Here is a 17,511-nt window from a genome sequence, read left to right on the forward strand (position 1 = left end):
CGCGAGCTTTCCTATTCCGGTGCCGGCAACAAGGCCGCCTTCCGTCGGCGCTTACGTTGGATATCACGTCTAGATTTTTGAACTGCGGGGCCATCATGGTAGTTCGAGACGACCCTTTCGGCACCGTTGGACAGGAATTAGGAGAGAAGCGGTATGCCCGGCTTCGGCGTTGCGACCACCATTACCCACTGACCATAAGACTAACCGAGCGCGGATCGTACGTTCCCCGCTCACAATGGCTCTGATGACCCGATGTCGATGGCAGCGGCGCGTGGATTGACCATAGACAACGCGCTGGATTTTGATCGTTCCATTCCAATCTCCCTTCAAAACAGGAGGGTATGGGCGATGCTAAACGTCATCTTCCTAACCAGGATCGCCGCAAAACGGCGTCACCACTCTCAAGTACGCAAACACCCACGGGCCAGTTTTTTAACGGGATATCATGCCTCCAATAAGCCATCGGCCGCGACGCTCCTGACAGCATTATAGCACGACCCGTTTCTACCGCGCACAGGCGGGCCCAGCCGGCGACGGTTTTTTAGCACTTCCCTCTCCTCCCGCAGCACACGGTTCTCAAGGCGAAGGCGTTCATTCTCACGTGCCAGATCTGCCTGCGGCGCTGAAACCGGATCACTGGGCCGATACTGTGATACCCACTTGCCCAGCGTCGACTTTCATATCCCCAAATCCGATGCGACCCGGTCGCGGGGCAATCCGCTGGTCAGCGCAATCCACACCGCCTCCTGCTTGAACTCTTCTGTGTGCTTGATCATCTCGTCGGTCTCCTGTTGCGAACTCTAATCGCTCAGGTGACCGGCGCAAATCCGTTACAAGTCCAGCTCTGCACCGCGGTCAGTCGCAGCCAAGAGATATCGTAGCGCTATTGCCGTCCTCGCGCTTGGGAGGCGGCGATAATGTCCTTGAGCGATATCGATCGATCTGCGAGCAAGTGGAAATTCGGCGCGGCACCGCCTGTGACAAGGGCACGCCCCTGCACATAATCCTTAGTCGCGTTGACGCAATCGAGCGCCACGACTTGACCACCCTTGAGATAGATCAGGCTGAAGCTGCGTTGTGTGGGATCGCCACGCTGCACGACCGCATCAAACCCGGTCGAGAGGCCCACCGTCTGTAGTCGCAAATCATATTGATTCGACCAAAACCAGGGCACCGCATCGTAGGACGTTTCAATGCCGGCGATTGTCTTCGCTGCGACTGTCGCCTGATCATTGGCGTTTTGGACCGATTCCAACCGAATTTGCGCGCCCGCCGCGTAGCCATTGCTGTGAAGTGCGCAATCTCCGATGGCGAAAACGTCGGGAAGGCTGGTCCGGCACTGCGCATCGACAGCCACGCCGTTTCCGCCGTTCGCGCCGGCCAAGAGAATTGGTTCCACCGAAGGGACGATGCCGACCCCGACGATAACCATCTCACATTTCAGCGCCTCGCCACCATGGAGCCGGACTGCCGTAACCTTGTCACCATCACCCTCTATGCAATCGACTTTGGCATCGACACGCACATCGACGCCATGGGCGCGGTGTTCGCCTTCATAGAAATGCGACAGCGCCTCTCCGGCCACACGTGAGAGAACCCGGTCAAGCGCCTCGAGCACGACCACTTGCTTGCCGCTTTTGGCTAGCACGGCCGCCGCCTCTAGTCCGATAAAGCCTCCACCGATTACCACGGCGCGCGAGATGCCGCCCAGTTCGGCCTTCATCCGATCGACGTCGGCACGTGTCCGCACGGTATGGACGCCAGCCAGATCGTGGCCGGAACAGGCAAGCTTGCGCGCCGCCCCTCCGGTCGCCCAGATCAGCTTGCCATAACCGACGACCAGCCCGTCATCGCTGGTCACATTGTGTTTTGCGGCATCGACCGCGACAATCCGGCGGCCCAGTAGCATAACGATCCCCCGTTCATCCCAGAACGAAGCCGGTCGGATGAGGATGCGCTCGAACGTCTTTTGACCGTCGAGATAGTCCTTCGAGAGCGGCGGACGCTCATAGGGGAGTTCCGGCTCGTCGCCGATCATTGCGATGGTGCCGGCGAACCCGTTTTGCCGGAGCGCGATCGCCGCCTGCGCACCGCCGTGCCCAGCTCCAACGATCACGACGTCGTATCTGTGTACCATGCTATTCTCCGTCCCCGCCCGTCTCTACCTCGTCGGCTGAAGCGCGTGCCGGTTATGCTGACAATTTATCTGTCTGTGGTCGGGCGCTGGTGCCTGATCTCCAGGGAGCAAAGTCATCCCGTCGCGTCGCGGGTCGAGTAGATCTTTCAACCATTCGCTTTTCTTCTGAACGTCTCGGAGATGTGGCCCGCCAGATCAGCCTTGATGAGCAAAGCAAGGCGTTGCGAACCAGGCCGCATCTGATTTATGCCGCCGCCATTGAACCACAAGCCACGCTGCCCGGTCTGCCCCCACATGCTCGCCCATTCGCCTTCGGGATCGAGCCGCGCGATTTCCCCGACACGATCGCCTGTGTCCTGACCGAACACCCCCGCCACTTCCGCCTTGCGGCTTTGATAGCCGGTGGCGAGGACGATGATGTCGCCCTCGACGATGGAGCCATCATCAAGCTTCACGCCTCCGGGCACAAATTCAACAATCCGATTGAATTGCTCGATTTTGATCTTCCCTGCGGCAATGAGCTCCGAGGTGCCTGTGTTCAGGTAATAACCGCCACCCGTCCGCAGGAAGAGATCGAGCCAGCCCTGGCCATCAACGCCATCGCCCAGCTCCAGTCCGGCGGCCTTCAGCCCATCGAGCAGTTCGCGGTCAATGTCCTGCGCCATTGTGTGATAGGCTCGACTGGCGCTTTCGCGGAGCGGATTGATGAGACCGATGCCATAGCGAAGATCCACAAGCTCTGTCGGGATCGTCGGGTCGAGATATCCGGCGTAGGCGAGATTGGCCGTATCGACATTGTTCACGACGACAGGGCCGCGCTGGAACATTGTGACCTCGACGCCGCCGTCATGCAGGTTACGGGCGATATCGTGCGCGCTCGTCGCCACGCCGATGATGATCGCCTTCTTGATCCCGTAGTCCGCCGCGTCGGTGAATTGAGACGAGTGCATGACCTTCCCGGCAAACGCGCCGATACCGTCCAAGGTCGGAACGAATGGCTTGCCGCCGATGCCGCCGGTCGCCCAGACGATGTGGCGGGGATGCAACTCGCGTTCCGTTCCGTCGGACGACCGCACCACCGCATCCCAGCGGTCTGCACTCGCGTCGTACATGGCACTGACAAATTCTGTCCCGGTCCACACAGTCAGGTCCATGTAGCGGGCGTAGATGTCGAGCCAATCCCCGATCAGGTCCTTGGGCAAATACTGGGGATAGTGTGGCGGGAAGGGCAGGAACGGAAAGCCGTTCATCTCGATGGGATTGTGCAGGTAAAGAGCAGCGTAGCGCTTGTTCCAACTGTCACCCACATGATCGTACCGGTCGATATTGAGTACATCCACGCCCAGCCGCCGTAAGCACGCTGCAGTCGTCAGCCCCGCCTGTCCGGCGCCGACGACGACGACCTCCGGTTCCCTGTCCAGATATTGCCGGGCGGCGTCACGGTGCTGCTTCCAGGTCTGGCCTGGATGCGCAGCTACATAGCCACGTCCAGCGGGATGACGCGCCGGAGGTTCCTTACTATGGAGATCTTCCAAACGCGTGAAGATCGCACGGGCCCTCAATCTTGAAGACGCACCGTCGCGAACCGCATTCAGCACCAGAACGCCCTTGCCGAATTTTGTGTCAAAGTCGAAGAAGGCCTCAATAATCTCGTTGCCTCCGTGGTCCTGCAGGTTGGGCGCGGGCCATTCGCTAGAGATACGGAAGCGATGCGGCTGCATCTCGTCAGCCAGACCGAGCAAGGTCGAGAGAACAACATCGCGCCCATGGAACTGCCGATAATCCCAGGTCAGAGCGCCATTGTCCCGGAAATAAGCGGGGTCGCTGAACAGATCCTTCAGCTTGGCCGCATCTCGTGAATCGATTGCGTCCTCGAATGCCGAAACCCACTCGACCACTTCGGTCTCGACTTGAAGATCATTCATGAACGCATCCTATTCCTGACTCGACACCGGGCGCTTCGGAGATGATGAGGCCCAGCGCCTCCAGGGGAGGCCCGGCCGCAGGTTCCGCGCGACGTGCTTTGTTGCGGCGTAAATGCTGCTTATCGCCTTCGCAATCACGAATGATCGGATCGTTCACTGCGTGAACATTGCTGATCAGCTGTTGCGACCTACGGCAAACGCCGCCAACTTTTGGTGCCGTTGAGGTTGCCACGCAAAGCCTTGATCGGCCGGTTTGCGGAAACCAGCTACGGTAGTTCGCCGGGAGAACAGATTAGGGATGCTCGTTGCCTTGTGCATGGCGGTGCCTGTAAGAGCTGCGCCACATGCCAGCGGGATTGCGCTGATTGGCCTGGGACGATCGATCGCACGAGCCGCGACGAATGAGGGAGAAAAATTCCATGGACAATATCACCTACCCCAGCCTTCGCGGCAAGGTCGGTTGGGTTTCGGGCGGCTCAAGCGGCATCGGGCGGGCGATCGCCCTGTCGCTTGCTGCCAGCGGTGTGAAAATACTGATTGCCGATGTCGATGAGGACGCAGCGGCTCAGGCTATCGCCAGTATAAAGAGTTACGACGGCGAGGCCGCGTTTTGCCGGGTCGATGTGTTGGACGACCTGTCTGTGAAGTCGAGCCTGGGCGCTGCCGTCGATCGATTTGGCAGGCTCGACGTCGTCGTGAACTCCGCAGGCCGGACCTCCACGGACGAGTATGATGATTTCGAACGTAACGTCGATATGTTCCTGCTCGGCACTTGGCGCGTGATGCGCGCCGCGCTGCCACTATTGCAGAAATTCGGCGGCGGATCGTTGATCAACATCGCTTCCATCGCGGGGGTCACCGGATCCATCGGGCCGGCTGGTTATGGCCCCGCCAAGCACGGCGTCGTCGGCGCGACGAAGGACGCTGCGCTCAAACATGCGAAAGATGGGATTCGCGTCAACGTGGTATGTCCTGGCTACATCGAAACGCCCATGACCGCGAAATTCGCGCCGACGCCGGCCGAGAGCGACGCGCTTATCAATGGCACGTTGCGCGTTCCGATGGGCCGTTGGGGCCGTCCGGAAGAAATCGCCGCGGTCGTCGCTTTTCTTGCGTCCGAACAGGCTTCGTTTATCACCGGGCAGGCCATCGTTGTGGATGGAGGGCTTACCGCACGCTGATGTCGGCGAGAGGGTGCTAAGTTTCATTTCTGCGTTTGATTCATCGAGATGTTGCCAGCTACGATGCACTCTTCCTCTCCGCGAAGTCTTGAAGTGACTGCTCAATCTTCGAAACGCATTCCTGCAGCTTGGGCAGGTAGCGCTGTGCCGCCTGCTCCGTAGTCATCACACTGCGGAAGAAGATGATGTTGACAGCACCAGCGACACGGCCGTGGGACGCCATCACGGGGAGTGCGATAGCGCTGATCTTGCTTTCCGTCTGCCCCGCCGAGCTTGCATAGCCGCGCGCGCGTACCGCTTCACTCAGACGCCGAACCGTTTCGCGATCTCGCACGTCGTCCGCCGCCGGTCCGCCCAGCGCTTCAATGATTGCGAGGGAAGCTTCGAGTTCCTCTTGGGACATAGCGGCCAGGATTGCCAGTCCTAGTGCTGAGCGGGTCAAATGACGCTCTTTACCGACCATTGCCCGGTGGATCGACATCGGGCTGATCTTGTGCGTCGAGATGCGGATCAGGACCTTACCGCTGTCAAAGCTGGCGAAATCGCATGGCCACAGGACGTCCTTGCTCAGGTCGAAAAGTGGTGGCCAGGCAAACTGCGTGACGACGTCGTCGTCCTTCAGGGCATCTGCAAGATACGCAAACTTTGGCGTGAGCCCGATTGCCCCGTCGTCATCGCGGCGCGACACATAGCCGAGCTGAGTCAGCGTCTTGACCAGCCGATACGCCGAAGAGCGTTCGATGCCGGCCCTTTCGCTAAGTTCGCCCATCTTAACCGGACCGAGCTCGCTGAGCACCTCTATGATCTGCAGGCCTCGTACAAGCGATCGGACATCCTTGTAGGGGCTTGGCTCCAATTCACTCACTGGGGACCCTCTGTTCACTTGGGGAACAGTTTTGGAAATGATGTTGCAAGCCGTCAAGCGTTTATCGATGGTTCCCTCCAACAACCCGCACGGATCAGGCACAAGGTGCGGCGGAAAGGCTAAAGGACAATTGCATGATCGTCGGCGCCATGTGCCTTTCGCACAGTCCGTTGAAAGACCAAAATCGACCGGATTCCGCAGTCGAGGCCGAATTCGATGCCGCGGTATCGAAAGCTGCGCAACTGGTCGCCGAGCAGCAGCCCGACATTACCGTCATATTCCACCCCGATCACATCAACGGCTTTTTCTACGGTCTCCTCCCGTCTTTCTGCATTGCGATGGAGGCTACGTCGATCGGAGACTATGGCACCGCGGCCGGCAAGTTGAATGTCCCCGAAGCGCGAGCAGCCGATCTCGCGCGCTCGGCGCTTAATTTCGGCGTTGATGCCGCAATCTCTTACAACATGCAGGTGGATCACGGCGCCATGCAGCCCATCGAGTGGCTGTCGGCGCAATATCCGCTGACCCGCGTCATACCAATCTTTGTCAACTGCGCCGCATCGCCCCTGCCAAAGTTCGACCGGGCACGAGCTCTGGGAAGGGCGGTGGGCACTTGGGCGCGCGCTGCGCCGGAGCGTGTGCTGATCGTGGGCTCGGGCGGGCTATCGCACGATCCGCCGATGGCCGATCTCTCAACGGCGCCCCCTGAGATGCGTCACCGTCTTATATCGGGGGTGCCCCTCGATCATGCCGCGCGGTTCGCGCGTCAAAGCCGTGCCCGCAATGAGGGCAATAGCATGGCCGCCGGAGTATCGACGCTGTTACCCGCTAACCCCGAGTGGGACAGAATGCTGCTCGACGCGTTCGCGTCGGGCGACCTATCCGTGCTCGACGATTGGTCCGATGTCGCGATCAGCCAGACCGGTGGACGCGGCGGACATGAGACGCGCACCTGGATCGCTGCCCTTTCTGCGCTGGGTAACAGCTATTCCACGACCGAACTATATTATGCGGCGATCGACGAATGGATCACCGGAATGGGCATTCTCTGGAGTACTCCGACCCAAACGCCTGCGTAAACCGCGCCCACTGACATTATTTTGAAAGAGGCATATGTCTGAGTTTTATAATTCAATCTGGTCAGACCTGAGCAAGGCGTCCTTCTCGCAAGGCTATATCGACGCCGACGGGATCAGGACGCGTTTCATATCGTCCGGTTCACCCGACAAGCCGCTTCTCATCCTGCTTCATGGCACGGGCGGACATGCAGAAGCGTACAGCCGTAACTTCGCTGCGCATGGCGAATATTTCTGGACGGTCGCGATTGATCTGATTGGGCATGGTTGGACCGACAAGCCCGAGAGCGGATATGAGATCCCGGACTACGGCAGACACGCGCTGGCGGTGCTGAAGGCGCTCGGCCGCGACAAGGCGCATTTCTCAGGAGAATCGCTTGGCGGTTGGGTCGCGGCCTGGATCGCCTTGCATCATCCTGAAAAAGTCGATCGGCTGGTGCTAAACACTTCCGGGGGATGGACTGCGCATCCCGAAGTGATGGAGCGCATCAAGCGCCTTTCGATGGAGGCCACACGTGATCCGACGCCTGAGCGTATCCGCAGTCGGCTTGAGTTCCTGATGCACGACATATCCAAGGTGAACGACGACCTTGTCGAGACCAGGCGCGCGATCTACGCCCAGCCCGGCTTCCCCGACGTGATGGAGAAAGTGTTGTGCATGCAGGAGATGAATATCCGGCGGCGCAACATGTTCTCGGATGCAGAGACGGGGCGGATTGCATCCCCTACCCTCGTTCTATGGACGTCGCACGACCCAACGGCGTCTCCCGAGGAGGGCAAGCGGATCGCAGACTTATTGCCTGACTCTCGCTACGAGGTGATGAACGGGTGCGGTCACTGGCCGCAATTCGAGGATGCCGATCGGTTCAATGCCATTCACACCGACTTCCTTCTTGGCAAGTGAGGGGTTGGCCGGCCGCCATCATTTTCATCGCGCAACGTCGGCCGGGTCACAAGCCATGCAATCGGCAACCCGTGCCTGCTTCGGATAAGCTCCAGGTTGATAATTACTTCGACGGAAAGCCTTAGGAAATAAAGATGATATCACGAGATCACGAGGCAGCGAGAGACGTCGATGTCGCGATCGTCGGCGCTGGACCAGTTGGTCTCACGATCGCGAACTATCTCGGGAGCATGGGGGTCAAGACCCTGATTCTTGAACAGCGCGAAAAGCTGATCGACTATCCGCGCGGCGTGGGAATGGACGACGAATGCCTGCGCAGCTTCCAGTCGATCGGACTGGGCGACGCGGTCGCGGCGCACACGACGCCGGGCCAGAAAATGCGGTTCGTCACTGCGACTGGCAAGACGTTCGCGCTGATCGATCCGAAAACCCGAGAATTCGGCTGGCCACGGCGAAGCTCATTCATTCAACCGATGACTGACGAGATTCTCTACTGCGGCTTGGAGCGTTTCGATAGCGTGAACGTCGTCTTCAATGCGGAAGTCAACACATTCGTACAGGATGCGGAGCAGGTTGTACTTTCAGTCAAGACCGATGGACGCGAGCATTCGGTTAGGGCGAAGTGGCTTATCGGATGCGACGGTGGCCGCAGCATTGTCCGCAAGCAACTCGATATACCATTCGACGGCATTACGGATGCCACGCGATGGGTCGTTATCGACATTCTGGACGATCCCATCGGCCTTCCGGATTCCTACCTGCACTGTGTACCTTCGCGACCGTTCGTTTCCATCGCGTTGCCTCATGGTATGCGGCGGCTGGAGTTCATGGTCTTGAGCGAAGAGACGGAAGAGGAATTGTGCTCGACAGCGGGCGTGGAGCAGTTACTGGCACGCGCGTTACCTCACCCCGAGAAGGCGAATGTGCTGCGCAGCCGCGTCTACACACACAATGCCCGCCTGGCGCTGAAGTTCAGGCAGGACCGCGTTTTTATCGCTGGTGACGCCGCGCACCTAATGCCGGTGTGGCAAGGTCAGGGCTATAACAGCGGCATACGCGATGCGACGAATCTGGGGTGGAAGTTGGGAATGGTGGTACGGGGCGACGCGTCACCGGATATATTGGACAGCTACGAAGCGGAACGACGCGAGCATGCCAAGGCGATGATCGACCTGTCGGTCACTGCCGGTCGCGTCTTCGCGCCCACGAACAAGGCGGTCGCCTGGCTACGCGACCGGATTGCCATGTCTTTGAACGCGATCCCACCGATCAAGCGGTATATCGTGCAGATGCGCTTCAAACCAATGCCCCGGTTCACCAGCGGCGTCGTCTTGACCAGCACCAGCGGCCAGCCGGACCGCAAGGCCACAGGACGCCTGTTCCCCCAGCCCTACGTTGTCACAAGGGAAGGCAAGAAGTGTCGGCTTGATGACGTGATTGGTCTACGCTTTGCCGTGCTTTCGTGGGGTAGCGATCCGCAAGTGCATATGTCGGAAGAGGTTCGTCAGTTCTGGCGAGACCTGGGCGCTGAAATGATTGCGATCGTCCCACCCACGCAGGTCACGAATTTTCGCGGCACCGTGCTGAAAGGAACCCAACTCATCGGCGATGTGGATGAAACTCTGCACGAGTGGTTCGCAGCGCAGGATATGGATGGATCGATCGTCATCATGCGCCCTGATCGCTTCGTGGCTGGCATCGTCTCGCCGCAAGAACTCGATGCGGCAACTCATCAGTTCCGCACGATCATCAAAGGGCAATCGGTGGCGCAGCCGGTATAGCGGCAGCAAGCCTTCTGGCTCTGACGCGCTTCAGCATCGCTTGGCCCCCGATCAAATTCAGGAGGATGCAATGAGTAACGACGTTCTAGTAAATCGATATGCGGAAGAGCTTTTCCGTGCGCTGCGCGAGGTCCGGGCGATCAAACCGCTCCATGAGCAAGCCGAGCTGACGATCGACGATGCCTATCGCATTTCTCTTGGCATTCTCGCCAGGCGTGAGGCCGAGGGAGAGCGTGTCGTGGGAAAGAAGATCGGCGTCACCTCAAAAGCGGTGCAAGACATGCTGGGCGTGGACCGTCCGGATTTCGGCTTCCTGACCGACACGATGCGCGTCGATTGCGGTGCAACGTTCACGATCGCCGGCCACCTCGTCGCACCGCGCGCGGAAGCCGAGATCGCGTTTATCCTGAAGGATGATCTGACGGGTCCAGGGGTGACAGACAATGACGTTCTGGCGGCAACGGAAGCCGTGTGTGCGTGTTTCGAGATCGTGGACAGCCGGATCGAGAATTGGAATATCCGGATCGTCGATACGATCGCGGACAATGCGTCCTGCGGGATTTTTGTTCTGGGTAACGAACGGGTCGATCCCCGCGATCTGGATCTGCCTGCCCTCAAGTGCGAGGTCTACAAGAACGGGGAATTGATATCGGAAGGCTATGGTTCGGCGGTGCAAGGGTCACCGCTAACTGCCGTTGCCTGGCTGGCGAATACGCTCGGCGCCTACGGCGTCGCCCTGAAGGCCGGAGACGTGATCCTGTCGGGATCGCTCGTCCCGCTCGCTCCGGCGGTGGCCGGTGACGCATTCATGACCAGGATCGGAGGTCTTGGCTCTGCAGAGATCCAGTTCGCGTGAGGAAGGGCGCGGCAACGCCGCGCCCTTCTGCGTACCGCAGCTATGCGGCGTCCCGTTCCTTCACCATGTCCAGCGCCACGTCGACGATCATGTCTTCCTGTCCTCCGACCATCTTCCGGCGGCCGAGCTCGACTAGTATCGTACGGGTATCGAGACCGTATGTTTCGGCCGCTTTTTCCGCGTGGAGCAGAAAGCTGGAATAAACGCCGGCATAGCCCAATGCCAAGGTTTCGCGATCAACTCGCACCGGACGAACCTGCAGCGGACGGACCAGATCCTCCGCTGCATCCATCAGCGCATTGACGTCGCAGCCATGGTTCCAACCTTTGCGATCGACAGCGGCGACGAAGACTTCGAGCGGGGCATTGCCCGCGCCCGCGCCCATGCCAGTAAGGCTGGCGTCAATACGCACCGCGCCGCATTGTGCCGCGACGATGGAGTTGGCCGTACCGAGCGACAGATTGTGGTGGGCGTGCATGCCGCGCTGAGTTTCGGGCTTGAGCACCCGATCATAGGCTTCGAACCGCGCCTTCACCCCGTCCATGTCGAGCGCGCCACCGCTGTCGGTGACGTAGACGCACTGCGCGCCATAGCTTTCCATGAGTAGCGCCTGCTGCGCGAGCACGTCCGGCTCGATCATGTGGCTCATCATCAGAAAACCGGCCACATCCATGCCCAGATCGCGGGCGATACCGATATGCTGCTTCGATACGTCCGCTTCGGTGCAATGCGTCGCGACGCGTACCGATCGTACACCGATGTCGTAGGCGCGGCGCAGTTCCTCCACGGTGCCCACGCCGGGCAGAATCAAAGTGGTCAGAACCGACTTCGTCAGCACCGAAGCGACGGCTTCGAGCCATTCCCAGTCGGTGTGTGCGCCGAAGCCGTAATTGAAGCTGGCGCCATTGAGGCCATCGCCATGGGCGACCTCGATCGCATCGACGCCTGCCTCGTCCAGGGCCTTGGCGATCGCCATGACATGATCGATGCCGTACATATGGCGGATGGCGTGCATGCCGTCACGCAAGGTGACGTCCTGAACATAGAGCTTGTCGCCCGCCTCGACGTTGAAGCGCGTGTTCATGCGGCCACCTTCTTTCCTGCAATAATGCGCTGTGCCAACAGTTCGCCGGTCGCTTTGGCAGCGGCGGTCATGATGTCGAGATTGCCCGAGTAGCTCGGGAGGTAATCCCCTGCCCCTTCGACTTCGAGCAGGATCATCGTCTTGATGCCAGTGAACTCGCCGCGACCGGGAATCTTCAGCTTATTGTTGTCGCCAAAGCGTTCGAACTGCACTTCCTGCTTCAATCGATAACCGGGCACATAGGCCTGCACCTTCTTCACCATCGCTTCGATCGAGGCGCGAATGACATCTTCGTCGGCACCTTCGGACAGAGTGAAGACCGTATCGCGCATGATCATCGGTGGTTCGGCGGGATTAAGAATGATGATCGCCTTGCCCTGCGCTGCGCCGCCGACTTTTTCGATCGCTCCCGCGGTCGTTCGGGTGAATTCGTCGATATTGGCGCGAGTGCCTGGGCCAGCGGAGCGCGAGGACACGGACGCAACGATCTCCGCATAATGGACGGTCGCGACCTGGCTCACCGCAGCGACCATAGGGATGGTCGCCTGACCGCCGCACGTCACCATGTTGACGTTGGGCTGGTCCAGATTGGCGTCGCCGTTGACCGTCGGGATCGTATAGGGGCCGATCGCTGCGGGGGTGAGATCAACCACCTGGATGCCATCGGCGCGCAACACCCTATCATGTTCCTTATGTGCATAGGCACTGGTGGCATCGAAGGCGATTCCAATTTCGGGATAGCAGGGTAGCGCCCTCAGCCCTTCTATTCCCTCATGTGTGGTGGCGATACCATGTGAACGCGCCATGGCGAGGCCTTCGGACTTGGCGTCAATTCCGACGACCGCCGCCAACTCCATGTTCTTTGGGTATTTGATCATCTTCATCATAAGATCGGTGCCAATGTTACCCGATCCGATGATGACTGCTTTCACCCTCGGCATCTGCATCTCCTTCTGTGTCGTATGGATCAGCCGCACTCTCTAGGCGGCCTGCTCACGCCCACATCGGACGTTGCGCAACGAAGATCAACTTGGATACATCAAACGACTTCCGTACAGTGGAAATTAGATGCTTAAACGCGCTAAAGGGTATCCCATGCCGAATCCGCAATTGACCGAAAAGACTCTCGACATCCTCCAAGCTGTCGGCGCGTTGGGATGCCCGTCGCTACCCGAAATCCAGTCATGTTGCGGGCTGCCGATGACGACGTCCCACAGGATCTTGCAAACACTGGTCGAGCGTGGATTCATCATGCGGACGGCCAAAGGGCACTATCGGTTGGGGAATGCGGTTCTCGCGCTTTCTCAAGGCATTTCGCACCACGGCCTGCTCTCGGCGGCTGCGCGCCAGCCCGTCAAGGAGCTGTCCCGCAAGGTGCGCACCCATGTTCATGTGGGAGCACTGAATGACGACATGGTCACCTATCTGGTCAAGCAGACCTATGGCAAAAAGCGTCTGCATTCCGCCGAAGGGGCGGAACTGGAAGCCTATTGTTCGGCACTGGGGAAAGTGCTGCTCGCCGCATTGCCGATGGATGCGCTCGACACCTACCTCGCAGGCAGCGCGTTCGTGGCATTGACCACCAACACGATCATCAACGCCGATCAGCTAAGAGCCGAAATTCAGAACACGCGCACGCGCGGATGGTCTTTGGATCGCGAAGAGTTTGCAATTGGGCTGAATTGCATTGCCGTCCCCGTTCGGGATCATAACGGCGAGATAGTGGCCGCGCTGTCGCTAAGCATCCTTTCGGCGCGCGGCGTGGCTTCGGACCTGAGCGTGTTCCTGTCGTCGCTCTTCGATACGGCAAGCGAAATTTCGCGCACAGCGTTTCCGGCGTCGCTCCGCGATATACGGCCAGCAGCTCACGTTTCTTCAGCTGCCTGATCAAACCGACCAATGTCCGCCTGTTCCCATACCGCTACATTCCACGTACATCGTTCGCGGTGAGAACAATTCTCCCTTTCCCGTTGTTGATGTAGCGCTCCCGGCTTATCGCAAAGCGCCGCCGCCCTTGGGTGGAGACACAATGAAAAGGTTTAGGACATGTGCGACAATCACGGCCATGGCGTGCCGCAGGGCGTCAGTCAGCTTCTCTCGGGCGCGCCCACAAACTGGGGACGCTGGGGCGCGGACGACGAAGTCGGCTCACTGAACTTTCTTACAAATCAGGAGGTTCTTCGCGGCGTCAGCGCCGTGCGTCAGGGAAAGGTTTTCACCTGCGGCGAGGTAATCGGCCATCCGGACGGTGATCCTCTGTGGCCGGGGCGGGCACCAGCCAAGCACGAGACCGTGATCGACAAGGCAAGCTACGACCGCGGCGACATGGCCACGCTACCCGGCGGCGCCGAATTTACGGACGACCGTATCGAGATGTTCCTGCAGGGATCGACCCAGTTCGATGCGCTCGGCCATGTCTGGTACGATGACAAGATGTGGAACGGCTATCCGTCCAGTGCGTCGAATGGCGGTCTCAAGAAAGCCTCGATCCTGCCGATCGCGCAACGCGGCGTTGTCGGGCGTGGCATCCTTCTCGATATGGCGGCGTATAAGGGGAAGGATTTTCTCGACAAGGGCGACCTGCTTCAACTCGATGACCTACTTGGATGTGCCGAACGGCAAGGCGTCACAATCGAAAAGCACGATATTCTCTGCCTCCGGCTCGGGTTTCTCCAGCTTCTGCGCGTCCAAGGACCAGAGACATTCTACAAAGACTTTCTGGAGCCGGGACTGACCTATTCGCCGGAACTTGTGGACTGGTTCCATAAGATGGAGATTCCATGCCTTTCGACCGACACCATCTCAAACGAAACCGAGATCGATCCAGCGATCGGCGTTCAAATACCGCTTCACTGCGCGTTGATGCGCAACCTGGGGATCACGTTCAACGAGGTCTGTAACTTCGAGGAGCTTAACAAGGACTGTCACGCCGACGGGCAGTGGACTTTCCTCTACACCGCCGCCCCGCTGAAGGTCACAGAGGCCACGGGCGCACCCGTCAATGTTCTGGCGATCAAGTAGAGCATATGCCGACGCATGCCAGAAAACAGTCGATCGACATGACTTTGAACGGGAGAAGATATGTCGATTGAGTCCTATGATATGGTTGTCGCCGGGTCGGGCGCTGCAGGCCTATCGGCGGCGATCATCGCTCATTCCAAAGGTTTGCGTGTCGCTATTGTTGAAAAGACGGAGTGGGTCGGCGGCACGACGTCCTATTCCGGCGGCGTGGCATGGGTTCCGAACAGCCGTCAGAATATCGAAAAAGGGGCTGACGACAGCGTCGACCAGGCCGAACTCTACCTCGATAACACCGTAACCACCCAGCACGAACGCATCGCTCGCCGGGAATATCTGGAGCGTAGCCCCGAAGCGTTCGCATATCTGGAAAGCGTGACGCGGCCGTTGTTCTTCGTCAGGCCGAGCAACTCTCCAGACTATTTTCCTGACACCGAAGGCGCCTCGCAGCAGGGACGGGCAATGACCCCTTACAGTGTCGACGGGAGGACGCTGGGCGACCATTTTCTCGACGTCCGTCCACCCCTGCCCGAACTTTGCCTGTTCGGGCGACAGATGCTTGAACTCATGGACGTCTATCACCTGCTCAACGCCCGTCGCTCTTTCAAATCGGCGGTGCATACCTCCGTCCTCCTGATGCGCGACCTTCGGGATCGGCTTTTCTACCGTCGCTATGGCCGGGGAACACGCCTGACAGGTGGCAACGCGCTGGTGGCGAACCTTTATAAATCGGTACTCGATCGCAATATCCCGGTATTTCGCAATACGCCGATCGTCGATCTGGTGAGGAACGATCGAGGCGTCAGTGGCGTCGTCATCAGGCGGGATGGCACGATGCAAACGCTGATGGCGGAGCGCGGGGTGATCCTTGCCACCGGCGGGTTTCCCTGGGGAAAGCCGCTGCGCGAGGATTTCATGGACGAGGTGCCAGCAGGCGTGTCCGCCACAAGTCCTGACAGCACCGGTGACGGCATCGCGATCGCCTTGACGAACGGCGCCAAATTCGACCGCGACAACGTTGAAGGGGCGTTCTGGACGCCCGTGTCCATCGGCAAGCGCAAGGACGGTTCGGCCGCCCATTTCCCGCACCTTATGGCCGATCGTGCGAAGCCTGGCCTGATTGCCGTCAACAAATTCGGTCGGCGTTTTTACAACGAAGCCGAAAATTACCATGACTTTGTCCGGGCAATGCTGGGCCGTTTCCGGAATGAGGATCAGCAGCCCGTCCATCTAATCTGCGACGATGCGTTCGTGCGTAAATATGCCTTCGGCGCGGTTCCCCCGCTCGCCGCCGATCGCCGCCGCGCTGTAAAGTCGGGTTATCTTATTCGGGCCGACAGCGTTGACCAACTGGCTGCGAAGATCGGCGTCGAAAGCCAAATATTGCAGGAGACACTGCACCGCTTCAACTATGATGCCCATCGAGGCGTCGACACGGAATTCCACAAGGGGGAAAGCCAGTACAACCGCTATCTCGGCGATCCAACCCATACACCCAATCCTTGTCTCGGCCCTATCGAGAAGCGTCCTTATTATGCGATCCGTGTCTATGCCGGGGATATCGGGACGGCGAGTGGCCTCGCGGCGGACCTCCATTCACGGGTTCTCGATAACGAGGGAAACCCCATCGACGGGCTCTATGCGTGCGGCAACGACCGTAATTCCATCATGGCCGGATTCTATCCGAGCGGCGGGATCACGATCGGCCCCGCGCTGACCTTTGCGTATCTTGCAGTCATGCATGCTGCGGGGGTCGGCGACGCGCCGTCATCCCATCGCGAGACGCGCTAGCGATCCACCATCCCGCGAAACACATCCGCTTAGAAGGCCAGGCTATCATGACAAACAACGACCTCGAAAAACCGCTCGTACGACGGGAGATCATGATCGACGGGCTTGAAACCAGCTATCTCGAAGCAGGATCCGGAGATCCGCTGGTGCTGCTTCACGGTGGTGAGTTCGGCGGTGAGGCCGAGGTATGTTGGGAACTGACCATCCCGTCCCTGGCACGCCATTTCCGGGTGATCGCGCCCGACCTGCTCGGCTTCGGCCAGACGGCAAAGGTTGTAGACTTCGTGGACGGCCGTATGCGTCGGATACGGCACCTCGCCCGGTTCGTCGAGGCCATGGGCGCAACAGGCGCGCCGCTGGTTGGCAACTCCATGGGCGGCATGCTGGCACTATTCGACTCCGCCTCGCCCGAACCGCTGCTCAGGCCGCGCAAAATCGTCAGCATAGCCGGCGGCGGAGCGCTGCTGACCGATTCGCCCCATATCGAGGCGCTGTTTGCCTACGACGGCTCACATGAGGCGATGAAGAATATTGTCACAGCGTTATTTCACGACGAGAAATGGGCCGAGGACGAGGCCTATGTTGAACGGCGGCGTGTGTCCAGTCTCGCGCCGGGCGCCTGGGAAGCTGTCGCCGCGGCCCGCTTCCGCCGCCCCGAACGCGTCCAGCAAACGCGAGCGCCCAGTGGTGGGATCGACTATGCCCGGATCCAGGCCGAGAGCCTCATCATCGCCGGCGAGAACGACAAGATCAAACCGTTCGGTTGGTGGGATGAACTGACCGGGAAAATCCCAAATGCGACTGCAATTGCCATTCCCCGAGCGGGGCATTGCGCACAGCTCGAGCAGCCAGAACAGGTGAACGCGGTCCTCCTCGACTTTCTGAAGGGCTGA

At 59.5% G+C, this 17,511-nt stretch carries 14 protein-coding genes and 1 pseudogene; 9 read left to right on the forward strand and 6 right to left on the reverse strand.

From position 1 onward, the window contains the following. Positions 1 to 539: 539 nt before the first annotated feature. The 3 genes and pseudogenes from ACODR8_RS18310 to ACODR8_RS18320 all read right to left on the reverse strand — a co-directional run. Positions 540 to 776, reverse strand: a pseudogene (locus ACODR8_RS18310) (transposase); the annotation flags it as partial. Positions 777 to 883: 107 nt separating this feature from the next. Beyond that, positions 884 to 2,137 (reverse strand): NAD(P)/FAD-dependent oxidoreductase, encoded by a 1,254-nt coding sequence (locus tag ACODR8_RS18315; RefSeq protein WP_489008588.1) that lies wholly within the window; start codon positions 2,135 to 2,137, stop codon positions 884 to 886. 146 nt (positions 2,138 to 2,283) lie between these two features. Continuing rightward, positions 2,284 to 4,062, reverse strand: coding sequence for a flavin-containing monooxygenase (locus ACODR8_RS18320; RefSeq protein ID WP_489008589.1), 1,779 nt, complete (start codon positions 4,060 to 4,062; stop codon positions 2,284 to 2,286). 419 nt (positions 4,063 to 4,481) lie between these two features. Between ACODR8_RS18320 and ACODR8_RS18325 the strand changes: the two genes are divergently transcribed. Then, a complete protein-coding gene (locus tag ACODR8_RS18325) occupies positions 4,482 to 5,243 on the forward strand; it encodes an SDR family NAD(P)-dependent oxidoreductase (protein ID WP_489008590.1) in 762 nt (253 codons plus the stop codon). Positions 5,244 to 5,301: 58 nt separating this feature from the next. Here the strand turns inward: ACODR8_RS18325 and ACODR8_RS18330 are convergent, their stop codons facing one another. Further along, positions 5,302 to 6,108, reverse strand: coding sequence for an IclR family transcriptional regulator domain-containing protein (locus tag ACODR8_RS18330; protein ID WP_489008591.1), 807 nt, complete (start codon positions 6,106 to 6,108; stop codon positions 5,302 to 5,304). 134 nt (positions 6,109 to 6,242) lie between these two features. Between ACODR8_RS18330 and ACODR8_RS18335 the strand changes: the two genes are divergently transcribed. The 4 genes from ACODR8_RS18335 (at position 6,243) to ACODR8_RS18350 (ending at position 10,725) form a co-directional block, all read left to right on the forward strand. After that, entirely contained in the window at positions 6,243 to 7,187 is a 945-nt protein-coding gene (locus tag ACODR8_RS18335) for a 3-carboxyethylcatechol 2,3-dioxygenase (RefSeq protein WP_489008592.1), read from the forward strand. Between the two features lie 34 nt (positions 7,188 to 7,221). Then, the gene (locus ACODR8_RS18340) at positions 7,222 to 8,088 is read left to right on the forward strand and encodes an alpha/beta fold hydrolase (protein ID WP_489008593.1); all 867 of its coding nucleotides are present in this window, start codon (positions 7,222 to 7,224) and stop codon (positions 8,086 to 8,088) included. A gap of 134 nt (positions 8,089 to 8,222) precedes the next feature. Beyond that, complete coding sequence (locus ACODR8_RS18345) at positions 8,223 to 9,869, forward strand: bifunctional 3-(3-hydroxy-phenyl)propionate/3-hydroxycinnamic acid hydroxylase (protein WP_489008594.1); 1,647 nt, start codon at positions 8,223 to 8,225, stop codon at positions 9,867 to 9,869. Positions 9,870 to 9,939: 70 nt separating this feature from the next. Then, positions 9,940 to 10,725 carry a fumarylacetoacetate hydrolase family protein gene (locus tag ACODR8_RS18350; RefSeq protein ID WP_489008595.1) on the forward strand — a complete coding sequence of 262 codons (786 nt, stop codon included), beginning with the start codon at positions 9,940 to 9,942 and terminating at the stop codon, positions 10,723 to 10,725. A gap of 40 nt (positions 10,726 to 10,765) precedes the next feature. On the opposite strand, the gene dmpG is transcribed toward ACODR8_RS18350, so the two are convergent. Together dmpG and ACODR8_RS18360 are read right to left on the reverse strand one after the other, a co-directional pair. Beyond that, positions 10,766 to 11,809 carry a 4-hydroxy-2-oxovalerate aldolase gene (gene dmpG, locus ACODR8_RS18355; protein ID WP_489008596.1) on the reverse strand — a complete coding sequence of 348 codons (1,044 nt, stop codon included), beginning with the start codon at positions 11,807 to 11,809 and terminating at the stop codon, positions 10,766 to 10,768. Next, complete coding sequence (locus tag ACODR8_RS18360; protein WP_489008611.1) at positions 11,806 to 12,750, reverse strand: acetaldehyde dehydrogenase (acetylating); 945 nt, start codon at positions 12,748 to 12,750, stop codon at positions 11,806 to 11,808. The genes dmpG and ACODR8_RS18360 overlap by 4 nt, the downstream gene beginning before the upstream one ends. Positions 12,751 to 12,904: 154 nt before the next feature. Here ACODR8_RS18360 and ACODR8_RS18365 point away from each other — a divergent pair, with 154 nt between their 5' ends. The 4 genes from ACODR8_RS18365 (at position 12,905) to ACODR8_RS18380 (ending at position 17,511) form a co-directional block, all read left to right on the forward strand. Beyond that, positions 12,905 to 13,696, forward strand: coding sequence for an IclR family transcriptional regulator (locus tag ACODR8_RS18365; RefSeq protein ID WP_489008597.1), 792 nt, complete (start codon positions 12,905 to 12,907; stop codon positions 13,694 to 13,696). A 159-nt stretch (positions 13,697 to 13,855) separates the two neighbouring features. After that, complete coding sequence (locus ACODR8_RS18370) at positions 13,856 to 14,830, forward strand: cyclase family protein (RefSeq protein WP_489008598.1); 975 nt, start codon at positions 13,856 to 13,858, stop codon at positions 14,828 to 14,830. Positions 14,831 to 14,890: 60 nt separating this feature from the next. Continuing rightward, positions 14,891 to 16,618: an FAD-dependent oxidoreductase gene (locus ACODR8_RS18375; RefSeq protein WP_489008599.1), complete on the forward strand. Its 1,728-nt coding sequence runs from the start codon at positions 14,891 to 14,893 to the stop codon at positions 16,616 to 16,618. A 47-nt stretch (positions 16,619 to 16,665) separates the two neighbouring features. After that, complete coding sequence (locus ACODR8_RS18380; protein WP_489008600.1) at positions 16,666 to 17,511, forward strand: alpha/beta fold hydrolase; 846 nt, start codon at positions 16,666 to 16,668, stop codon at positions 17,509 to 17,511.

It is taken from the genome of Sphingobium sp. FG58 (genome assembly GCF_057809055.1).